The following is a 16,845-nucleotide window of genomic DNA, read 5'->3' on the forward strand; positions in this document are numbered from 1 at the left end:
CCGAGCGGTTTCCGCGGCCTTGGATCGTCGCCACCCGGTGCCGGGTACGCCGGCCGGCCAGGCCCCCGCCGCCCGCCCGACTGGACGGGGCCGGGCACTGTGGCTACGTGAGCGGGCGCACCGCGGCCTCGGTCAGGGTGGTCGCGGTTCGTACGGCGCTGTTGATGGCCGCGTCGGGGTCGAGGCCGCACTGATCGGTGAGGGTGAAGAGCGCATCGGCGCTGACGACCACCGCGAGGTCCCGCTTGAGCTGGGCGAACGCTTCCGGATCGGTCGCCCCGAGGGTGCGTTCGAGGGGCCGGAGTGCGTGGTCGATCAGTCCGAAACGGATTCCGGGGCGCGCGCTCGCGGCCCCGGGCCGGGTGACGGTGGCGGCGATCATCGCGCGGACCGAGCCCTGCCGCGCGAGTACGCCGCGGAGCAGGAACTCGCAGGCGAAGGCGATGCGTTCGACGGGGTCGGCGGAGTCCGCGACCGGCCCGAGTGCCTCGGCCGGGGGCGGCCAGACGCCGGCCAGGGCCTCGCTGATCAGTGACGGCAGGTCGGGGAAGTACCGGTAGGCGGTGGCCTCGGAGACCAGGGCCGCACGGGCGATCGCCGGCATGGTCACCTCGGCTCCGGTGCCGATGAGTTCCCGGGCGGCGGCCACGATCGCCGTCCGCGTGCGCTGCTTCTGGTTGGTGCGGCCCGTTCCCGCCTGCGCCGTCATCGCCGGACTCCACCCTTCCGTTCTTCTGCTCTGTCCTTCTGCCGATCCACTCACATCCTAGCATTTACCTCTCGTTATGAGAGTTCACTTGCATTACGGAACCTCGCTTCCGTACTCTCCTGAGAGTCAGCTCTCACGAAGGACTGCAGGAGGAACGATGGGCAAGGTTTCCGTGGTCGGCCCGGGCGACGGCGAGACGATCCAGCTCGGCCCCACGCAAATGCGGATCCTCGAGGACGGCAGTACCACCGGGCACCGCCTCGGCATCGGCGAGATCACCATCGCCCCGCACACGCAGGGTCCGCCGCAGCACCGCCACGCCGAGCACGACGAGGGCTTCTACGTCGTCTCCGGCACCATCCACTTCACCATCGGGGAGACGACCCACGTGGCCCCGGCCGGCACGCTCGCCATGATTCCGCCCGGCGCCCCGCACACCTTCGCCAACCTCGGCGACACGCCCGCGGTGATGCTCAACACCTTCACGCCCGACCTGTACGTGCAGTACTTCCGCGACCTGCGGAACATGATCGCGGGCGGTCGGGAACTGACCCCCGAGTCGACCGTCGAGGTCATGAGCCGCTACGCCACGGTCCCCGCGACCGACTTCGCGTGACGGCACCCCGACTCGCCCGGGCTCACCCCGACTCTCCCCTTGATCCAGCTTGACTCCAGCTCGATACAGCCCGTTTGAGGAGCACCGAATGACTCGCAGCACTCACACCCTCACGCTCGCCCAGGGCACCGTCGACGTCGCCGTCGACCTCTACGGGCAGGAAGGCCACTCCGGACAGGCCGGCCACCCCTTCCTGCTCCTGCACGGTGGCGGCGGCCCGCAGACCGTCACCCCGTTCGCCGGGTTCCTCGCCGCGCAGCGGCCGGCCAGGGTGTTCGCCCCCGTCCACCCCGGCTTCGACGGCACCGACCGCCCCGAGTGGCTGACCGACGTCACGACCCTCGCCCAGGTCTACGCGGAGCTGCTCGACGCGCTCGACCTGCGGGACGTCGCCGTCGTCGGCAACTCGATCGGCGGCTGGACCGCCGCCGAACTGGCGGCTCTGGGCAGTGACCGGATCAGCAGCGTCACCCTCGTCAACGCCGTCGGCCTCTCCGTCGCCGGCCACCCGATAGCCGAGACCTTCTCCCTGACGCCCGTCGAACTCTCCCGCCTCTCCTTCCACGACCCCTCGAAGTTCCGCTTCGACCCCGGCAAGCTGACCGACGCGCAACGCGCCGTCATGGCAGCCAACCGGGCCACCCTGCAGGTCTATTCGGGCCCGCACGACATGGCCGACCCCACCCTGACCGAGCGCCTCGCCAAGGTCGCCCACCCGACCCTGGTCGCGTGGGGCGCGAGCGACCAGGTCGTGGACGCCGACTACGGACGCGCCTACGCACAGGCCATCCCCGGCGCGGAGTTCCTGCTGCTGGAGGGCACCGGTCACATGCCCCAGGCCGAGACGCCCGAGCAACTCCTCCCGGTGCTCTGGGACTTCGCCGACGCCCACGCCACCGACCTGCCGCAGCACTGATGAGCACAAGGGCGGCCGATGTCCCAACCCGACCGCAGCAGACCCTCGTTGATCCTCGCCGTCTGCTGTATGAGCGTGCTGCTGGTCAGCCTCGACACCACCATCCTCAATGTCGCCCTGCCGTCGATACAGGAGGACCTGCACAGCTCCGTGTCGGGCCTGCAGTGGACGCTCGACGCTTACACCATCGTGCTGGCCTCGCTGCTCATCCTGGCCGGCTCCACGGCCGACCGGGTCGGGCGGCGGCGCGTCTTCCTCCTCGGGCTCGCGCTGTTCACCGGCGGATCGGCGCTGTGCAGTCTGGCGCCCTCGCTGTACCGGCTGATCGTCTTCCGCATGGCGCAGGCGGTGGGCGGCTGCATGCTCACCCCGGTCGCCATGGCCGTCATCGCCGACGCCTTCCCGCAGCCGAGGGAGCGGGCACGGGCCATCGGCGTGTGGGGCGGGGTGGTGGGCGTCAGCATGGCGGCCGGGCCGATCCTCGGCGGCGTCCTGGTCCAGACGGCCGGGTGGCGGTCGGTGTTCTGGCTGAACGTGCCGATCGGCCTGGCCGCGCTGCCGCTCGCCGCCCTCTTCGTCCCGGAGTCCCGCGCGCCACGGCCCCGCAGGGTGGACCCGGTCGGCCAACTCCTCGTGATCACCGCGCTCGGCACGCTGACGTACGCCATCATCGAGGCGCCGGGCCGGGGTTGGACCTCACCCGTCATCGTGGCCTGTCTGATCACCGCGGCGGGCGCGTCCGCCGCCTTCGTCCCCTACGAGACGAGACGCGACCAACCGCTGATCGAACCGCGCCTCTTCCGCAGCGCGCCCTTCAGCGTTCCGCAGACCGGCCCGGCCCGCGACACTGCACGCGGTGGTCTACGAGGAACCCCATCTGTCGCAGGGACTCGGCCCGCTGCGCCCGGTCGTCGAGGCACTGCTGCGCAAGTCCCCCGAAGAGCGCCCCTCGGCGGCCGGCGCGCGTTCCGCGCTGCGGCGCGTCGTGGCGGGGGAGGCGGACGCCGGGCCACTGCCGTCCCCGACCGAGCGCGTGCCGAGGCCGTCGGCCGCGTGGACCGACGCGGACACCGTGACCAGCGGCCAACAGCGACCCGTCCCGGCCGCCTGGGAGTCCGTGCCGACGACGGCCCGGCACACCACGTCACTCACGCCCCCGCCGCCCGGGCAGCCGCCCCGCCCGAAGAGCACCAAGCGGCGGCTGTGGTGGGCGCTGGCCGGTACGGCGGTGCTGGCGGCGGGCGTCGCCGGCGGTCTGTTCCTCACCGGGGTGCTGCCGTTGAAGGAGAAGGCGAAGAAGGCGAAGACGGCGACCGTCAGCAAGGTCGTCGAGTCGACGACCGGCTGGCAGGCGGTGACCGGAGTCTCCGTGCGGAAGGGCGACCGGGTCACCGTGCGGTTCGTATCCGGCGAGTGGACGGTCGACCACCGCAGCAAACCCATGACCGGGCCGGCCGGCTACGACGCGGCCACGGACCGGTCGCTGGACGGGGCGAAGGACTGCAAGATCAAGCCCGCGGCGCCGTTCGGCACCCTGCTGGCACGCCTCACCGGAGGGCAGGACGCCGCCGTCCGCGCCGTCGGGCAGAAGCTGACCTTCCAGGCGGCCGGGAAGGGCACCCTGCAACTGGCCATCAACGACGCCTCCGAGAGCTGCGTCCAGGACAACGAGGGCGCACTGACCGTGCAGGTGAGCGTCACCCACCAGCCCTGACGCCGACGCGGGGCCGACGCGCCGCCGTGTGTCACAGCATGAGCGCGCCGGTCACCGCCGCCGCGATCCCGGTGACCAGCAGGATGACCACCGTAGCGACGGCCCACGCGTTGGCACGGCGGTCGGCCGCGCGGTCGGGCGTGTAGGCGGTGAGGTCGGAGGGCGCGTAGTGGAGGGTTAGGTCGCGGCCGAGGGACCGGCCCGGCTCGGGGATGCCCTCGCGGGAGAGGACGGTGACGTCGACGCCCTCGCGGGTGGTGAAGGTGACGACCGGGGTGTGGCTGACGATCTCGTCGCCCTCCCCGTCGGTGTGGACGTCCTTGGTGACCGCCACGACACGCGCCGGGACGGCGACGGCCGAGGCCAGCAGGGCGTCGCGGGCGCGCGCCGTGCGGATGTCGGGGCTGATCGCCGCGGCAACGGTGAACAGGGAACCGAAGCCGAGCAGCGCCCACGGCCAGCCTCCGACGACGCTCGCGTGGATCGCCAGCCCGACCAGGAGCAGCGCGACCGAGCAGTTCGGGACGACCCGGCCGTGCCGCTCGTCCATGTCCAGCACGATGCGGTACCGGTGCGGCTGCCCGCGTGGGTAGCGCACGTCGACCTCCCGGCCCACCCAGGCTTCCTCGATCGCGTCGCCGTGTTCTCCGTCGTTCGGCAGGACGAACTCCTCACCGGTCAGGGGGGTTTGGAACGCGACCGTCACCGGTATCCCGGGCCGCTTGGAGGCGCCGTGCGCCGGCTGCCCCACCGCCACGATCCGCGCCTTCACCCAGACCGCACGCTGGGCCCGCGTCAACCCGGCCAGCGCGAGCCCGTAGCCGAGCAGCGCCACCCCCGACGGCAGCACCCACCACAGCCCCAGCACCTCGTACACGCTCATCTCAGGCACGCTCATCTCAGGGCTGCCGTCGCTCGGCCACGCTGCGCGCCAGCACGTCCGCCAGGGCTCGCAGGCCGGGGAGCCGGTGTTCGTCGTACGGCATGGTGTGGCGTCTGCCGGGGGACCTGACGGCGATCGTCAGCCTGCGGAACCGGCCGGAACCGAACTCGATCCGGGGCTCCTCCCAGATGTGGTAGCGGGCGGCGTCGACGTAGCCGAACACCTCCAGCACCCGGCCGTCGAAGGAGAGCAGCACGGAATCGGACGTCGGAGCCTCGTACGGCGGTGTCGGCGTCACGGGGCCACGCCGTCCCCGGCGTAGAGGTAGCCGCCGGGCCGGGCGGGGTCGGCGACCAGCAGGACCTGGTCGCCGACGCGGGGGATCCGCAGCTTCGAGACGATGGTCTGGAGGGCGACCCGCTCGGCGGTCCCGGACGGCTGGAGGACCAGATCCACGACCGGGTCGTGGTTGACCAGCCGGCCGGTGTCGCTGATCGACACGACGGCGGCGGGCGTGGTCGGCGCCCCCGCGGCGAGCAACTGCTGTACGTCGAGGCCCGAGTTGTACGCGCCGATCGACTGCTGGACCCTGCCGTAGTCCTCGGCGTCGAGGAACGCGCGCGTGGCACGGCCGTAGAAACCCTTGCCGCCCGCCACCTGCCCGGCGATCTCGGCGGCCCGCTCCTCGCGGCTCTTGCGCTTTCCGAAGATTCCCATGGCGGGGACGCTAGACGGCCGACGACGTCTACCGATCCCAGGTTTGTCCGCCGGTCTCAGGTTCTCCGGCGAGCGCGGATTCGTTCGCCGATCCCAGGCCCGTGCGCCCTTTCGCCGTCGGCGTACCCTCCTGGCATGCCATCCCCTAGCCGGCCGACCGGCGAGCGCCGACCGCGCGCCATGGTCATCGACCACGCCTGGCGTGGCCTCGGGCCGGGGCTGGAATCGCTGAGCGGCCCCGGCGGGGCGCCGTTGACCAGGACGGTCAAGCTGATCGTGCTGCCGCTGATCGTCAGGCCGACGCTGCGTCCCGAACTCGCGGCGGACTTCCTCGGACCGGTGCAGGCCGCGTGTCTCGACGGGCTGATCCGGGAGTCGGGTACGCGTCTCGCGGTGACGGCACAGTGGTTCACGCTGCTCAAGAAGGCCCGCCGGGCACTGGGCGTCGTCGCGGGCAACCCGCAGGACCTGTACTTCCAGCGCTGCTTCGAACTGGCCACCGAGCACGGAGCGCCCCCGGCCGGTGCGGACGCGGACGCGATCGCCAGGAACGTCGTCGAGGACGTGGCGGACACGACCGGCGGACGCACCGTGGAAGCGCTGAAGGACTACCTGGCCGACCTCGTCCAAGGCACCCGGATCGACGGCGAGTTGGCCACAGCCTGGGACAGCCGGACCACGGCCACGGCCGCCGACGCGGTCGCGGTGGTCGCCCTGGCGGGCGAGGCCCTCGAAGCCTGCGGCACGCCGGACCGGGCGAGGAACGCACCGCAGTACGCGTCCCTCGTCGAGGCGGGACACGGAAGCCTGTTCGGCCGCGCCTTGTGGGCGCACGCCGGCGGCGTCTGGGGCCGCGACGACGTGCCGGCGCATCTGGGGCTGACCGTACGGCAGGTGCCGCCGCGCCCGGAGGTCGGCCGGGGCGCGTCGACGGCCACGCTTCCCGCGCCGCTGGACCGCACGCTCTACGAGCGGCTCTTCGTCGTCCTTCAGTCGTCGGCCCGGCGCGAGGAACTGCCGACGGTACCGGAACTCGTCGCACGGGAGACCGGCCGCAGTTGCGCTCCGCTCGGCCTGCGCGACGAGAGCCTGCGCGTCGCCGTCGTCCTCGGCGGCCGGCTCGCGGTCGGCCTCGATCCGCTGGGCACCGGGGGAGGCGTACCGGAGCGGACGGCGGCGCACCGGGCCGTCAACAGCCGCTGGCGGCACGAGGCTTCGGTCCTGCGCGCCCGCAGGATGACCGTGTCCCCCAGCCCCGACCCGGACGGCGGCGTCCTGGACGCCCTCGCCCAGGATCTCCGTACCCCGTGGGCCGCCTACATGCGACGGCTGTGGGTGCGGCTGCACGGGCGGGACGTCCGCGACGCCCCCCTCGGGGACCTCGCGGAGGCCTGGTCGCTGCTGGACGGGGTCGCACGCTCGGTGATGATGGACCACCGCGCCAGGGTCCGTTCGGCGCTGCGCACCCTGTCGACGGCCCCCGCGCGGGCCGCCGGGACGAGGAGCGCTTGATGGCGCGGACGCAGGTGGACGTCCATGTCGCGCGGGGCGAGGACGGCACGATCCGGATCGCCGCGGCTCCCGACTCCGGCGGCGCCGGGTTCTACGGCGATGTGGACGCCGTGGGCCCCGAGTTCACCTGGGCCGTCCTCGACGTCGCGGGCGCCGTCCTGACCTGGCCCGTCCTCGACGCCCCCGGCCCGCCGTCGGCGGAGATCCACGACGCGGGACGAGCTCAGCAGTGGCTGTGGGCGCTCTACGGCGAGCGCGTCGCCGCCGCCGTGCATGACGTCCATGACGTTCACGATGTCCACGGCAGTGCGGCGGGGGAGCCGGCGGCCGGTGTGCGGGTGTCGGCGGAGGTGACCGGCCTCGCGGGCAGCGCCGCCCGGCTCGGGCTCGGGCACTGGGCGGCCAGGTGGTGGCCGACGTCGTACACGGACGGGATACCGGCGCTCGAACCGGACCTGCACGGTCTGGAGTTGGCCGCGCTCACCCACCGGTGCCAGCAGTTGTTCGACGCCGGTGATGGCGACGGTGCCGGCGACGGCGATCAGCCCGACGACTGCGCGGCCGAACTGATCGAGGAGCACCAGGCCGCCCTTGATCCGCTCGTCCAGTGGTGGCGCGCGGCGGCCCAACCGGCGGACGCGGCACGCCACTTGGAGAGCGTCCTGCGGCTGATCGACGACGCGGCGGACAGCGCCGGACTGGACGGTCCGGCCCTGCGCCACCTCCGGTCGTCCCTGGAACTGGGGTTGGGGCTGGAGTTGGAGCAGGGGATGGAGCAGGGGCGTCCGGTCGGTGTGCCGGTCGACCCCGGCGCGCTCTTCGCTCGGCACGACGGCTACGCACTCGCGGCGGGCGAACCCCTCGTCGCGGGCGGCCGGTTGATCGCCCGAGGCACGGGGACCAACGACTGGCGCCGCTACCCGCCCGGCTTCGTCGACGCCGCCGAGGACGCGGTGTCCTGGACGGCTCGCGCACTCGGCGCACGACGGCAGATCGAGATCGAGGCCGTCGCGCACATCGCGGCACCGACCGCCGGTGCGCCCCTCGTCGCGGAGTTCCGTGTGAACGGCGGCCACCCGAACCGGGTGCCCCTCGCCAGACGGGACGACGTGTGGACCGGCCGGGCGGACCTGGACCTCGGCTCGGACCTGGGCTTGGGCTTGGACGTGGGCTCGGACCTGGGCTTGTCGGGTATCGAGGTCGGTGTCCTGCTGCCCGGCTTCGACCCGGGCCGCGACGGCCGTGAGGGCGGTGTGGGCGGTGTGGGCGATCAGGGTGGTGTGAGCGGTGCGGACGAAGGCCGTGTCGGCCGTGACGCGGTCCGTGCCCTGGTCCGGCGGCGGCTGACCGCCGCGGCACAGCCCCAGGCGTACGACGCGCCGCCGCACGACGCCTCCCTGGGACCGTTCCTCGCCGAGACCGCCGCCGCCACCACGGACGAGGACTACTGACAGATGCCGGAAGAGGAGATGGAGTTGCCGCAGTTGTACGGAGACCCCTTCGACAGCGGCTTCGCCCTGGCCGAACAGCACCAACTGGCGGCAGATCTCACGGCCGCGTGCGCCGTCTACGAGGAGATGCTCGCCCTGGCCGAGTCTCTCGAGGACTCGCCCGACGTGCGGTTCCTGCGGGCGCACCTGTTGTCCGACCTCGCGAGCGTCCGGCTCAACGCCACGGACCTGCCCGCAGCGGAGGACGCCGTCGAGCGGTCCCGCGTCCTGCTCGACGGCATCGCGTCGGCGCCGATGGGGCCGAAGGGCCGTCAACTGTGGCTGGAAACCCTGCTGAAGACGCAGATCGCCAGAACCGACGTGCTGCGCAGGACCGGACGCCTGGACGAGGCGCTGGCCTGCCTCGACGAAGCGGCGGTCGCGCTGCCCGAGTTCGACGACCCCGACGGACTGCGCTCGGCCGAACTCGGCCTGAACCGGGTGCATCTGCTGATGGAGCGGGGCGAGTGGGGAACGGCCGAGGAGCATGCCTCGCTGCTGCTGTCCACCACTCCGGCGACCGCGGTGGAGGCCGTCCCGAAGCTGCTGACCGCCCTCGGCGTGATCTGCGGCGAGACCGGGCGGTACGACCCGGCCGAGGACTACTTCGCCCGCGCGGAGGACGCCTTCCGGGCGATGGGTGACACCGGCGAGCAGCACGCGCTGCTCGCGCACCGGGCGGACCTCGCGATGGACCGGGGTGACTTCGACCGTGCGGAACGGCTGTTCGACGAGGCGTCCGATTTCTTCGAGCGGCAACGGCGGTTCGGCGAGCTGGCGGTCTGTGAACAGGCCCGCAGCTTTCTCGCCGGCCGGCGCGGCGACCTCACCGGCGCGGGCGACCTGATGGCGACGAGCCTGGCCCGGTTCGAACGCCTCGGCGCTTCGATCGCCGCCGCCGACACCATGCTGCTGGGCGCCCAACAGGCGTACGACCGGGGCGACATCACCGAGATGAAGCGGCTGGCCCAGGAAGCCCGTGACGTGTACCAGGCGCGGGAGATGAACGAGCGGTGCGCGCAGGTCGACCTCATGCTCGCGAGAACCCTCGAGGACAACCTGAACCGGACGGACCACGGCGACCACGAGTCCAAGTCCATCGGCACCGCGATCTCCCTCGCGCTGCCCGCAGCCCTGGCCCTGGAGGCGGCGCGCTACGACTTCGTCACCGCCCACGCGCGCAGTCAGTGGCTGCGACTGGCCGACGACGCCATGCGGTTGGTGTTCCGTCTCGCCGTACGCCGACAGGATCAGGGGCTGCTCTTCGAACTGGTGGAACACCGCAGTGCGGGCGCCTCCCTGGCCCTGGCCCGTACGCCGCCCGCCAGGTCGGTCGAAGACCCGGCGTCGGTCTTCCCGAGCGCGGCCATGAAGGCGTACCGGCAGGTCGACGGCCCGGTGACGCTCGGCGGTGTGGCGGCGGACGCCGCCGCCTCCGCAGGCCTGCGCGTCGCGCCGCCGCCGAGGGTGCGGATGGCGTCGGAAGCGGGCCGGGTCGCGCTTCAGGAGTACATCGCGGCGGCCGAGTTCCGCTATCGCCGACGGATCGTGGACGACGACGAGACGCCGTTCTGGAACACCGACGACCTGACGAGCCGCCCGGTGGTCCAGGTCCGACTGGCCGACGCCGGCGACCTGTTCATGACCTGGACGTGGGCCGGCGGGGCCCAGGGCTTCGGCACCGGCCGCGGGGCCGGCGACGAGGTCGACGCGGCGGTGCGTGCGCTGGCCGCCGCGCTGCCCGGGGCGGGCGGGGGAGCGGAGGGGATGGGGCGCGCGTTCGAGTCGGGGGCGATGGCCGGGCACCGGAGCGAGCGGCGGCTCGCGCGGCTGCTGGCCGAGGCGATGTGGCCGGAGGGGCTGACGGCGCAGATACGCCAGGTGTCGGCACGCGCGGGCCGGCCGCTCGTGCGGATCCAGCCGTCTCCCCGGGTCGCCCAGATCCCCTGGGAACTGCTCGCCGTCGACGACGCGACCGACGTACGCCTCATCGACCTGGCGGACGTCGTGACCACCGCACCGGCGTCACTGCGACGACAGCAACCCGCCGCGAGTCCGCCACCGGACACGGACACTCACACGGACGCCGACGCCCGCGCCGATGCCGCAACCGACGCGGTCGTTCTCGTCCTCGACCCCCGGGTCCCCGGATTCCGGGCCGACTCCCCGCTCGGCTCCGTCCTGGGGCCGCCCGGCTCGGACCCGGAGCTGCTGTCGTTCGTCCGGAGCCGTCTCGACGCGGGCGACGCCGTACCGTCCGTCGCCACCCCGGCGGAGGCGTTGCGCCGTACCGACCTGGACCGGGAGTGGCTCAGCGGCGTACTCCGCAAGGGGGCCCGCCGGATCCTGTACGTCGGGCACGTCAGCGGCGCGCCGGTCGAGGGCGGGCAGAGCGAGGACGGCACGCTCCACCTGTGCTGCGGCCCCGCGGCCGCCGGCCTGGCCGAACCGCTGCGCAGCCATCGGCCGCTGTCCGCCAAGGACCTCCTGCTGGGCACGCTTCCCCTGCGTGCCGACGGAGAGCCGGGCGCGCGGATCTGGCCCGCGCCGCCGCGTGTCGCCCTCATCGGCTGCGAGAGCGGCGGCGATCTGCGGTTCGCCGAGTCGTTCGGCCTGGCGACGGCGATGCTCCACAACGGTGCCGAGCTGGTCACCGCCACCCGCTGGACGCTGCCGACCAGCTTCGCCTTCCACCGACTGGCCGACCTGCCCGAGACCGTACGCCCACTCACCGAGGCGATCATCGCCGTCGACACCGCCCACGAGGACCACGACCCCGTGAGCCGGCTCGCCCGCTGGCAGCGCGAACAACTCGACCGCTGGCGCGCCGACGGCCGGATCGAACACTCACCCCTGCTGTGGGCGGCCATGACCTGCATCGTCGTATGACGGCCAGGCGATCCGCCGGGAGCCCCAGAAGGGGCGGGGCTCCACGCGGCACCCGCCGCCCCTGCCGGACACTACCCTTGGGCGATGCGCACCCCCTCGTCACTGTTGCGGGCCTTTCGGCCCCAAGTCCAAGAGAATCTCTACGACTTCTACGAAGAGATGCGGAGCGCCGACGACCTCTTCTGGGACCGCAGCCTGGGTGCGTGGATCGCGACCGGGCACGCGGTGGTCAGCAGCGCCGCCGGTGATCCGGGGCTGTCCTCGGTGCGCTATCCCGACGTCGAGGCCCCCGGCGCCGTCCCCGAGGAACTGCGGCCGCTGGCCCGGGTCCTGAGCCGGCAGATGCTCTACAGCGACGCCCCCGACCACGCCCGGCTGCGGGCTCTGATCAGCAAGGCATTCACCCCCAGGGCAGTGGCGACCCTCCGCACCCGGATCGTCGAAGCCGTCGACCGGATCGTCACCCGCGCGGCGCCGACCGGACGGATGGACGTCGTCGCGGACCTGGCCCGCCCCCTGCCCCTCACCATCATCTGCGACCTCCTCGACGTACCGGAGCGGGACCGGCCCGCCGTCGCCGCCTGGTCCGAGCCGGTCGCCGAGGCCATCGGCAACTCCCGGCTCGACGCCGAAGGCAGCCGCGCGGCCTCGCAGAGCATGACGGACATGCTCGCCTACCTCCGCGAACTCCTCACCCGGCACGACACCCCGCCGGCCCCCCACACCCTGCGCGCGATGGTGACCGCACAGGCCGGGAACACCGACCAGGACCTCGACGAACTCCTCGCCAACTGCGCCCTGTTGCTGATCGCCGGCCACGAGACGACCACCCACTTCATCGGCAACGCCACCCTCGCCCTGCTCCGCCACCCGCAGGCCGCCGACCAACTGCGCCGCCGGCCCGACCTGATGCCCGCCGCGGTCGAGGAACTCCTGCGCTACGACGCCCCGGTGCAACTGATGCTGCGCAGGGCCCGCCGTGACCTGGACCTGGCGGGCCGCACCATCGCCGAAGGGCAGACGGTGCTCCTGGTGTGCGGCGCCGCCAACCGGGATCCCGCCGCGTTCCCCGATCCCCACGTGCTGGACTTCGGGAGGCCCGGCGGACGGCACATGTCGTTCGGGCACGGTCCGCACTTCTGCCTCGGCGCGGCGCTGGCCCGGATGGAAGGCGCGATCGTCCTGGAAGCACTCCTCGCCCGGCTCCCCGGCCTGCGGCTCGACGGCACCGAGCCGCCGCGGTGGCAGCGCAGCCTCAACTTCCGCGGCCTCACCCGCCTGGACGTCGCCTTCACCCCGCCGACGGCCTGAGCAACTTGTTAGACACCGTTGCCCAGTTGGTCCGCCAGGCACGCCAAGTGCAGGGCCATGGCGGACCGGTGGTCGCGCAGCGGGCGGCCGGTGAGCTGCTCGATCTTGTTCATCCGGTAGACGACGGTGTTGCGGTGGATGTGACCGAGCGACCCTGGGAAGGGTCTCTTGTCGCACTTGGGTTATGCGTATAACGTCAACCTATGTCGATGTGTCCATCACCGTACGGAGAGGAGGCCCCCACATGATCATGAGTGGTGGGAGCCGCCATCTGTGGATCTTCGGTGATCACTCGTATCTCAGCCAGTTCTACGGCTGACAGGTCGGTTCGACTCCAGGGCACACGTGTGCCCACCTCTCCGACCTCTCAGCCAAGGAATCCCGTCATGTCGACAACCCTCCCCGTCCGCTGCACGATCTCCCACGACGACACCCAGTGGGCCGCCCGTCACATGCCGCTGCTCGCGGCCACCATGCAGACCCACTCGGCCGCGTTCGCGGGACGGCGTGTCGGGATCTGTCTGCACATCGAGCCGAAGACCGCTGTCCTGGTGTCCTTCCTGGCTCAGGCGGGCGCGCAGGTCACCCTGACCGGTTCCCCCGGCACCACGCAGGAGGACACCGCGGACGCGCTGCGCGCCGCCGGCGTCACCGTCATCGGTCACCGCTCGGACGACCTCGACCGGCACCGCGGGAACATCGCGCGGGTACTGGACTCCCGGCCGGACCTCATCCTGGACAACGGCGCCGACCTGATCGAGGCCGTGATGGCTCAGGGCGGTCTTCCCGGCCTCGTCGGGGCCACCGAGGAGACCACCACCGGCGGCCTGCGTATCCGGTCCTGGAGTTCCCCGCCGCCTTTCCCCGTGGTCGTCATCAACGACAGCCGGCTCAAGCTGCTCGTCGAGAACGAGTTCGGTGTCGGCCAGAGCGTCGTCCAGGGCTTCTTGAACGCCACCAACCTCATGCTGCCCGGCGCGCACGCGACCGTCGTCGGCTACGGTCCCTGCGGGCGGGGGGTCGCCGACACGCTCGCCCGTCTCGGCGCCCGGGTCGCGGTGGCGGACGTCGACCCCTACCGCGCTCTGGAGGCGGTGATGGCGGGCCACCAGGTCGGTGAGCTGAGTGATCTGCTGCCCCGGACCCAGTTGCTCTTCCTGGCCACCGGCCACCCAGGAGTGATCGGCGCGGCCGAGCTGGACGTGTTGCGGGACGGTGCGGTGATCGCCGGGGTCGGACACATGCCGTGGGAGCTGGACACGGCCGCGCTGGCCGAGCGCACGCGCTCCGTGCGCCGATCCGGCGCCAGCGGGCAGGAACGTGCCGTCCACCGCCTCGACGGCGGTCGTGAACTGGTCGTGCTCGCCGACACCAAGATGATCAACCTCACGGCAGCCAAGGGCAATCCGATCCAGGCGATGGACCTCGGACTCACCCTCCAGGCCCGCAGCCTCGCCGCGCTCGCCACAGCCGGGGATCAGCCCCTCGGCCCGGGCGCGCAATCCGTACCCGAGCCCATCGACCGGAGCGTCGCCACCGACCTGGTGTCCCTGCTGACCCGTATCTGAAGAGACCGGCCGGGTACGGCGATGACGTCCCGCTGACAGGCCCGCGCAGGCCAGGCCAGGCCCTGCCCGCGCGGGCCTGGCTCGGTGACAGCTCACTGGATCTGATCAACTGGCTGAAGGTCGGACCGGCCCCTCGGCGACAGCCACACCGCCCCCCGGCGACGCGATCCGTTTCCTCGCTTTCAGTGCGAACGGGGACTCCATGTATGCCGACGGTGGTGCTCATGTCCCCGTCCAGAAATACGCCGTCGCCCCTTCGGAAGTCGTCACCCAACTCGGTGCCCGTGCCGGAACTCCGCTGACACTTCCGAATGGCACACCCACCTCCCCGGCGTGTCCCACCGGCGCCTCTGCGTTCTCTCCGGTATCGGCACGGATGCCAGTTCTGGAAACTGATCCCGGTCCGCTCTCCGGATCGCCGCCCAGGAATACGACGCCCCCGGAGCTCGGCTGGACCCTCCCTCACACGCAAGGGAAACAGATCGCCAACTATGCACCATTTGTCGGTTTCGTGGGCTCATCCTTGAGTTGTTTACCCCTCCGATCTGGGTTGATGAACAACTCTGACCCCCTGAGAGTGGTCAGCGACCCGCACCCGCCCTCCCGGTTTCGAGCGCCGGCGGATCGCGGTCATGTATGAGGTGTCAGCGCTCGAAATGAAGCGCCATCCGAATTTCAGGAGCGTTGGGCCTGAATTCGGGTGGTGCCATTCGTCGTTTCCCGAAAAGGCCCTTCCCGACGGTGACCGGAATTCAACGTATTGACTTCACATTTCCTCTGTTGACGTTTCAAGATCCGCTCCTCAATAGTGGTGCCAAGTCCGACGGGCCGTCCGTCGGCACCTACCCCCATGTGGAGTGATCGATGGAATTCGCTGCCCGCAAGGACGGCTCCACCAAGCGCTTCTCCCGGACGGCCGGGGCCGTCGCGGCTCTCACGTTGGGAGCCTCGCTGATGGCGGCCCCCCAGTCGGCGTTCGCCGCCGACAGCCCCACCACCAAGGAACTCCTGGACGCCTGCGGCTGGGCCGACTTCTGCCAGTTCCACCCGCAGAGCTACTGGACGTACACCGGCCCGAACCACCAGGTCGGCAGCACCGCTTTCAACTGCGCGAGCCAGACCAACGACCACAGGGTCGACTGGCAGGACACGACCGGTTCCACCAACTCGGTCGGCGTCTCGATCACCGCGACCGCCTCGTTCTGGAAGACCTACGAGGTCTCCGTCCAGGCCAGCTACGGCCACTCCTGGGAGGTCTCGCACACCGACACCGAGAGCAACACGATCCACATCCCCGCCGGGTACAAGGGCTGGATCGAGCGCGGCACCTCAAAGCAGCAGGCCAAGGGCTGGTACGAGCTCCACTTCGGCAAGCGCTACTACGGCCACTACATCTGGTACGTCTACGACTACCAGTCGTCCGGATACAACACGGACCGCCCCGGCGGCGGCTACGTGAACTTCAAGGACGCGAAGATGTCGCAGACCGAGCGCAACCAGCACTGCTGAGCCACCCCACCCCCCACCCCCACCCCCCACCGCACAGCAGGCGGCCCCGTTCGGCTCCGGCCGCGCGGGGCCGCCCGCCCCACCGCGAAGTGTGATGTTCCGTGCCTCCAGGAATTGGTCTGCGGCTTCGTATCACCGCTGCCACCGTCTGTTCCCTGCTGCTCCTCACCGGCTGCGCGGTCGGCGGCGGCGACAACCCGAACAGCGGGTACGCGGACCGTGAGGGACCGACCGTGATCGGCGCCGACGGCTCCGCGGAGAGCCGTGTCGTCGCGGCGCTCTACAGCGAACTCCTCACTGACGCCGGGGCGAAGGTGCGGATGGCGACCACCCGCTACGCGACGCCCGTCGACACGGCCAAGGCCGTGGTTGAAGGCAAGCTCGGCCTGGCCCCCTCGTACGAGAGCACCCTGTTGCGTGCGCTGCCCGGCGGCCAGACCATGCCCGGCAACATGGCGGCGACGCTGAGCATGGCCCTGCCGCCCGGGATCGTCGCGCTGCCCCCGGCCGCGGCGCAGCGCGGGCTCGTCCTCGCGGTCACCCAGGCCACCTCCCGACGACTCGGCGGACCGCGCAGCCTCGCCGACCTGAAGAAGTCCGGCGTCCGCCTCACCCTCGGCGGCTCCGCCTCCGGCGACACGGGCGCTCCGTCCGTCTCGGCGCTGGCGAAGGCCTACGGCGTCACCCTCGCCGCGGCCCCCACGTCGAGCGCCGCCGATGTGCTGGTGCTGCGCAGTACCGACCCCGCGATCACCCGGGGCGGCCTGGTCGTCCTGGCCGACCCCAAGGAAGTCGTACCGCCCGAGCACGTCTTTCCGCTCGCCGGCGCCCCCTACGCGGACGTGACCGCCAGAAAAACCCTGGCGCGCGTCAACTCTCTGCTGACCACGGAGCAACTGGCCGTACTGGCCGCGTCCGTCAGCAGTGGTGAGGCTCCGACCAAGGCAGCCACGACCTGGCTGCGGTCCAAAGGCCTGCTCGGCTGACTGATCCCCCACGGTATGTCGTTCC

15 protein-coding genes and 1 pseudogene are annotated in these 16,845 nt (G+C 71.8%); 11 read left to right on the top strand and 5 right to left on the bottom strand.

Annotation, left to right across the window (positions count from 1 at the left end; genetic code table 11):
* Positions 1–103 precede the first annotated feature (103 nt).
* Positions 104–709 (bottom strand): TetR/AcrR family transcriptional regulator, encoded by a 606-nt coding sequence (locus tag OG352_RS38880; RefSeq protein ID WP_329223444.1) that lies wholly within the window; start codon positions 707–709, stop codon positions 104–106.
* A 157-nt stretch (positions 710–866) separates the two neighbouring features.
* Between OG352_RS38880 and OG352_RS38885 the strand changes: the two genes are divergently transcribed.
* The 4 genes and pseudogenes from OG352_RS38885 (at position 867) to OG352_RS38900 (ending at position 3,955) form a co-directional block, all read left to right on the top strand.
* Positions 867–1,325, top strand: a complete 459-nt coding sequence (locus OG352_RS38885; RefSeq protein WP_329223445.1) for a cupin domain-containing protein — start codon at positions 867–869, stop codon at positions 1,323–1,325.
* 88 nt (positions 1,326–1,413) lie between these two features.
* Entirely contained in the window at positions 1,414–2,241 is an 828-nt protein-coding gene (locus tag OG352_RS38890; RefSeq protein WP_329223446.1) for an alpha/beta fold hydrolase, read from the top strand.
* Between the two features lie 18 nt (positions 2,242–2,259).
* Positions 2,260–3,060: pseudogene (locus tag OG352_RS38895) on the top strand (MFS transporter); the annotation flags it as partial.
* A gap of 37 nt (positions 3,061–3,097) precedes the next feature.
* Positions 3,098–3,955, top strand: coding sequence for a hypothetical protein (locus tag OG352_RS38900; protein WP_329223449.1), 858 nt, complete (start codon positions 3,098–3,100; stop codon positions 3,953–3,955).
* A 31-nt stretch (positions 3,956–3,986) separates the two neighbouring features.
* Here OG352_RS38900 and OG352_RS38905 read toward each other — a convergent pair whose 3' ends face one another.
* From OG352_RS38905 to OG352_RS38915, 3 genes are read right to left on the bottom strand one after another with little or no spacing between them, the layout of a single operon-like run.
* Positions 3,987–4,838 carry a DUF3592 domain-containing protein gene (locus OG352_RS38905; RefSeq protein WP_329223450.1) on the bottom strand — a complete coding sequence of 284 codons (852 nt, stop codon included), beginning with the start codon at positions 4,836–4,838 and terminating at the stop codon, positions 3,987–3,989.
* A 16-nt stretch (positions 4,839–4,854) separates the two neighbouring features.
* Positions 4,855–5,136, bottom strand: coding sequence for a hypothetical protein (locus OG352_RS38910; RefSeq protein WP_329223452.1), 282 nt, complete (start codon positions 5,134–5,136; stop codon positions 4,855–4,857).
* The gene (locus OG352_RS38915; RefSeq protein WP_329223453.1) at positions 5,133–5,555 is read right to left on the bottom strand and encodes a hypothetical protein; all 423 of its coding nucleotides are present in this window, start codon (positions 5,553–5,555) and stop codon (positions 5,133–5,135) included. The genes OG352_RS38910 and OG352_RS38915 overlap by 4 nt, the downstream gene beginning before the upstream one ends.
* Positions 5,556–5,690: 135 nt before the next feature.
* Here OG352_RS38915 and OG352_RS38920 point away from each other — a divergent pair, with 135 nt between their 5' ends.
* The 4 genes from OG352_RS38920 to OG352_RS38935 all read left to right on the top strand — a co-directional run bounded on the left by OG352_RS38920 (position 5,691) and on the right by OG352_RS38935 (position 12,757).
* On the top strand, positions 5,691–7,067 hold the full coding sequence (locus OG352_RS38920; protein ID WP_329223455.1) for a hypothetical protein: 1,377 nt from the start codon (positions 5,691–5,693) through the stop codon (positions 7,065–7,067).
* The gene (locus tag OG352_RS38925) at positions 7,067–8,518 is read left to right on the top strand and encodes a hypothetical protein (RefSeq protein ID WP_329223457.1); all 1,452 of its coding nucleotides are present in this window, start codon (positions 7,067–7,069) and stop codon (positions 8,516–8,518) included. The genes OG352_RS38920 and OG352_RS38925 overlap by 1 nt, the downstream gene beginning before the upstream one ends.
* Positions 8,519–8,521: 3 nt before the next feature.
* A complete protein-coding gene (locus OG352_RS38930) occupies positions 8,522–11,446 on the top strand; it encodes a hypothetical protein (protein ID WP_329223459.1) in 2,925 nt (974 codons plus the stop codon).
* Between the two features lie 84 nt (positions 11,447–11,530).
* Positions 11,531–12,757, top strand: coding sequence for a cytochrome P450 (locus OG352_RS38935; protein WP_329223461.1), 1,227 nt, complete (start codon positions 11,531–11,533; stop codon positions 12,755–12,757).
* A gap of 8 nt (positions 12,758–12,765) precedes the next feature.
* On the opposite strand, the gene OG352_RS38940 is transcribed toward OG352_RS38935, so the two are convergent.
* Positions 12,766–12,897 carry a helix-turn-helix domain-containing protein gene (locus OG352_RS38940; protein ID WP_329224161.1) on the bottom strand — a complete coding sequence of 44 codons (132 nt, stop codon included), beginning with the start codon at positions 12,895–12,897 and terminating at the stop codon, positions 12,766–12,768.
* A gap of 246 nt (positions 12,898–13,143) precedes the next feature.
* Here OG352_RS38940 and OG352_RS38945 point away from each other — a divergent pair, with 246 nt between their 5' ends.
* From OG352_RS38945 to OG352_RS38955, 3 genes are all read left to right on the top strand, one after another.
* Positions 13,144–14,325, top strand: a complete 1,182-nt coding sequence (locus OG352_RS38945) for an adenosylhomocysteinase (RefSeq protein WP_329223463.1) — start codon at positions 13,144–13,146, stop codon at positions 14,323–14,325.
* Between the two features lie 864 nt (positions 14,326–15,189).
* Positions 15,190–15,834: a hypothetical protein gene (locus tag OG352_RS38950; RefSeq protein ID WP_329223465.1), complete on the top strand. Its 645-nt coding sequence runs from the start codon at positions 15,190–15,192 to the stop codon at positions 15,832–15,834.
* Between the two features lie 101 nt (positions 15,835–15,935).
* On the top strand, positions 15,936–16,820 hold the full coding sequence (locus tag OG352_RS38955) for a glycine betaine ABC transporter substrate-binding protein (RefSeq protein ID WP_329223466.1): 885 nt from the start codon (positions 15,936–15,938) through the stop codon (positions 16,818–16,820).
* The last annotated feature ends 25 nt before the right edge of the window (positions 16,821–16,845 follow it).

It is taken from the genome of Streptomyces sp. NBC_01485, from assembly GCF_036227125.1.
In the GTDB taxonomy this organism is placed as follows: domain Bacteria; phylum Actinomycetota; class Actinomycetes; order Streptomycetales; family Streptomycetaceae; genus Streptomyces.

Bases quoted from the DNA above. Each gene is read 5' to 3' on its own strand.
- OG352_RS38880 (WP_329223444.1), bottom strand. From the start codon at position 709: ATGACGGCGCAGGCGGGAACGGGCCGCACCAACCAGAAGCAGCGCACG.
- OG352_RS38885 (WP_329223445.1), top strand. From the start codon at position 867: ATGGGCAAGGTTTCCGTGGTCGGCCCGGGCGACGGCGAGACGATCCAG.
- OG352_RS38890 (WP_329223446.1), top strand. From the start codon at position 1,414: ATGACTCGCAGCACTCACACCCTCACGCTCGCCCAGGGCACCGTCGAC.
- OG352_RS38905 (WP_329223450.1), bottom strand. From the start codon at position 4,838: ATGAGCGTGTACGAGGTGCTGGGGCTGTGGTGGGTGCTGCCGTCGGGG.
- OG352_RS38915 (WP_329223453.1), bottom strand. From the start codon at position 5,555: ATGGGAATCTTCGGAAAGCGCAAGAGCCGCGAGGAGCGGGCCGCCGAG.
- OG352_RS38920 (WP_329223455.1), top strand. From the start codon at position 5,691: ATGCCATCCCCTAGCCGGCCGACCGGCGAGCGCCGACCGCGCGCCATG.
- OG352_RS38925 (WP_329223457.1), top strand. From the start codon at position 7,067: ATGGCGCGGACGCAGGTGGACGTCCATGTCGCGCGGGGCGAGGACGGC.
- OG352_RS38930 (WP_329223459.1), top strand. From the start codon at position 8,522: ATGCCGGAAGAGGAGATGGAGTTGCCGCAGTTGTACGGAGACCCCTTC.
- OG352_RS38935 (WP_329223461.1), top strand. From the start codon at position 11,531: ATGCGCACCCCCTCGTCACTGTTGCGGGCCTTTCGGCCCCAAGTCCAA.
- OG352_RS38945 (WP_329223463.1), top strand. From the start codon at position 13,144: ATGTCGACAACCCTCCCCGTCCGCTGCACGATCTCCCACGACGACACC.
- OG352_RS38950 (WP_329223465.1), top strand. From the start codon at position 15,190: ATGGAATTCGCTGCCCGCAAGGACGGCTCCACCAAGCGCTTCTCCCGG.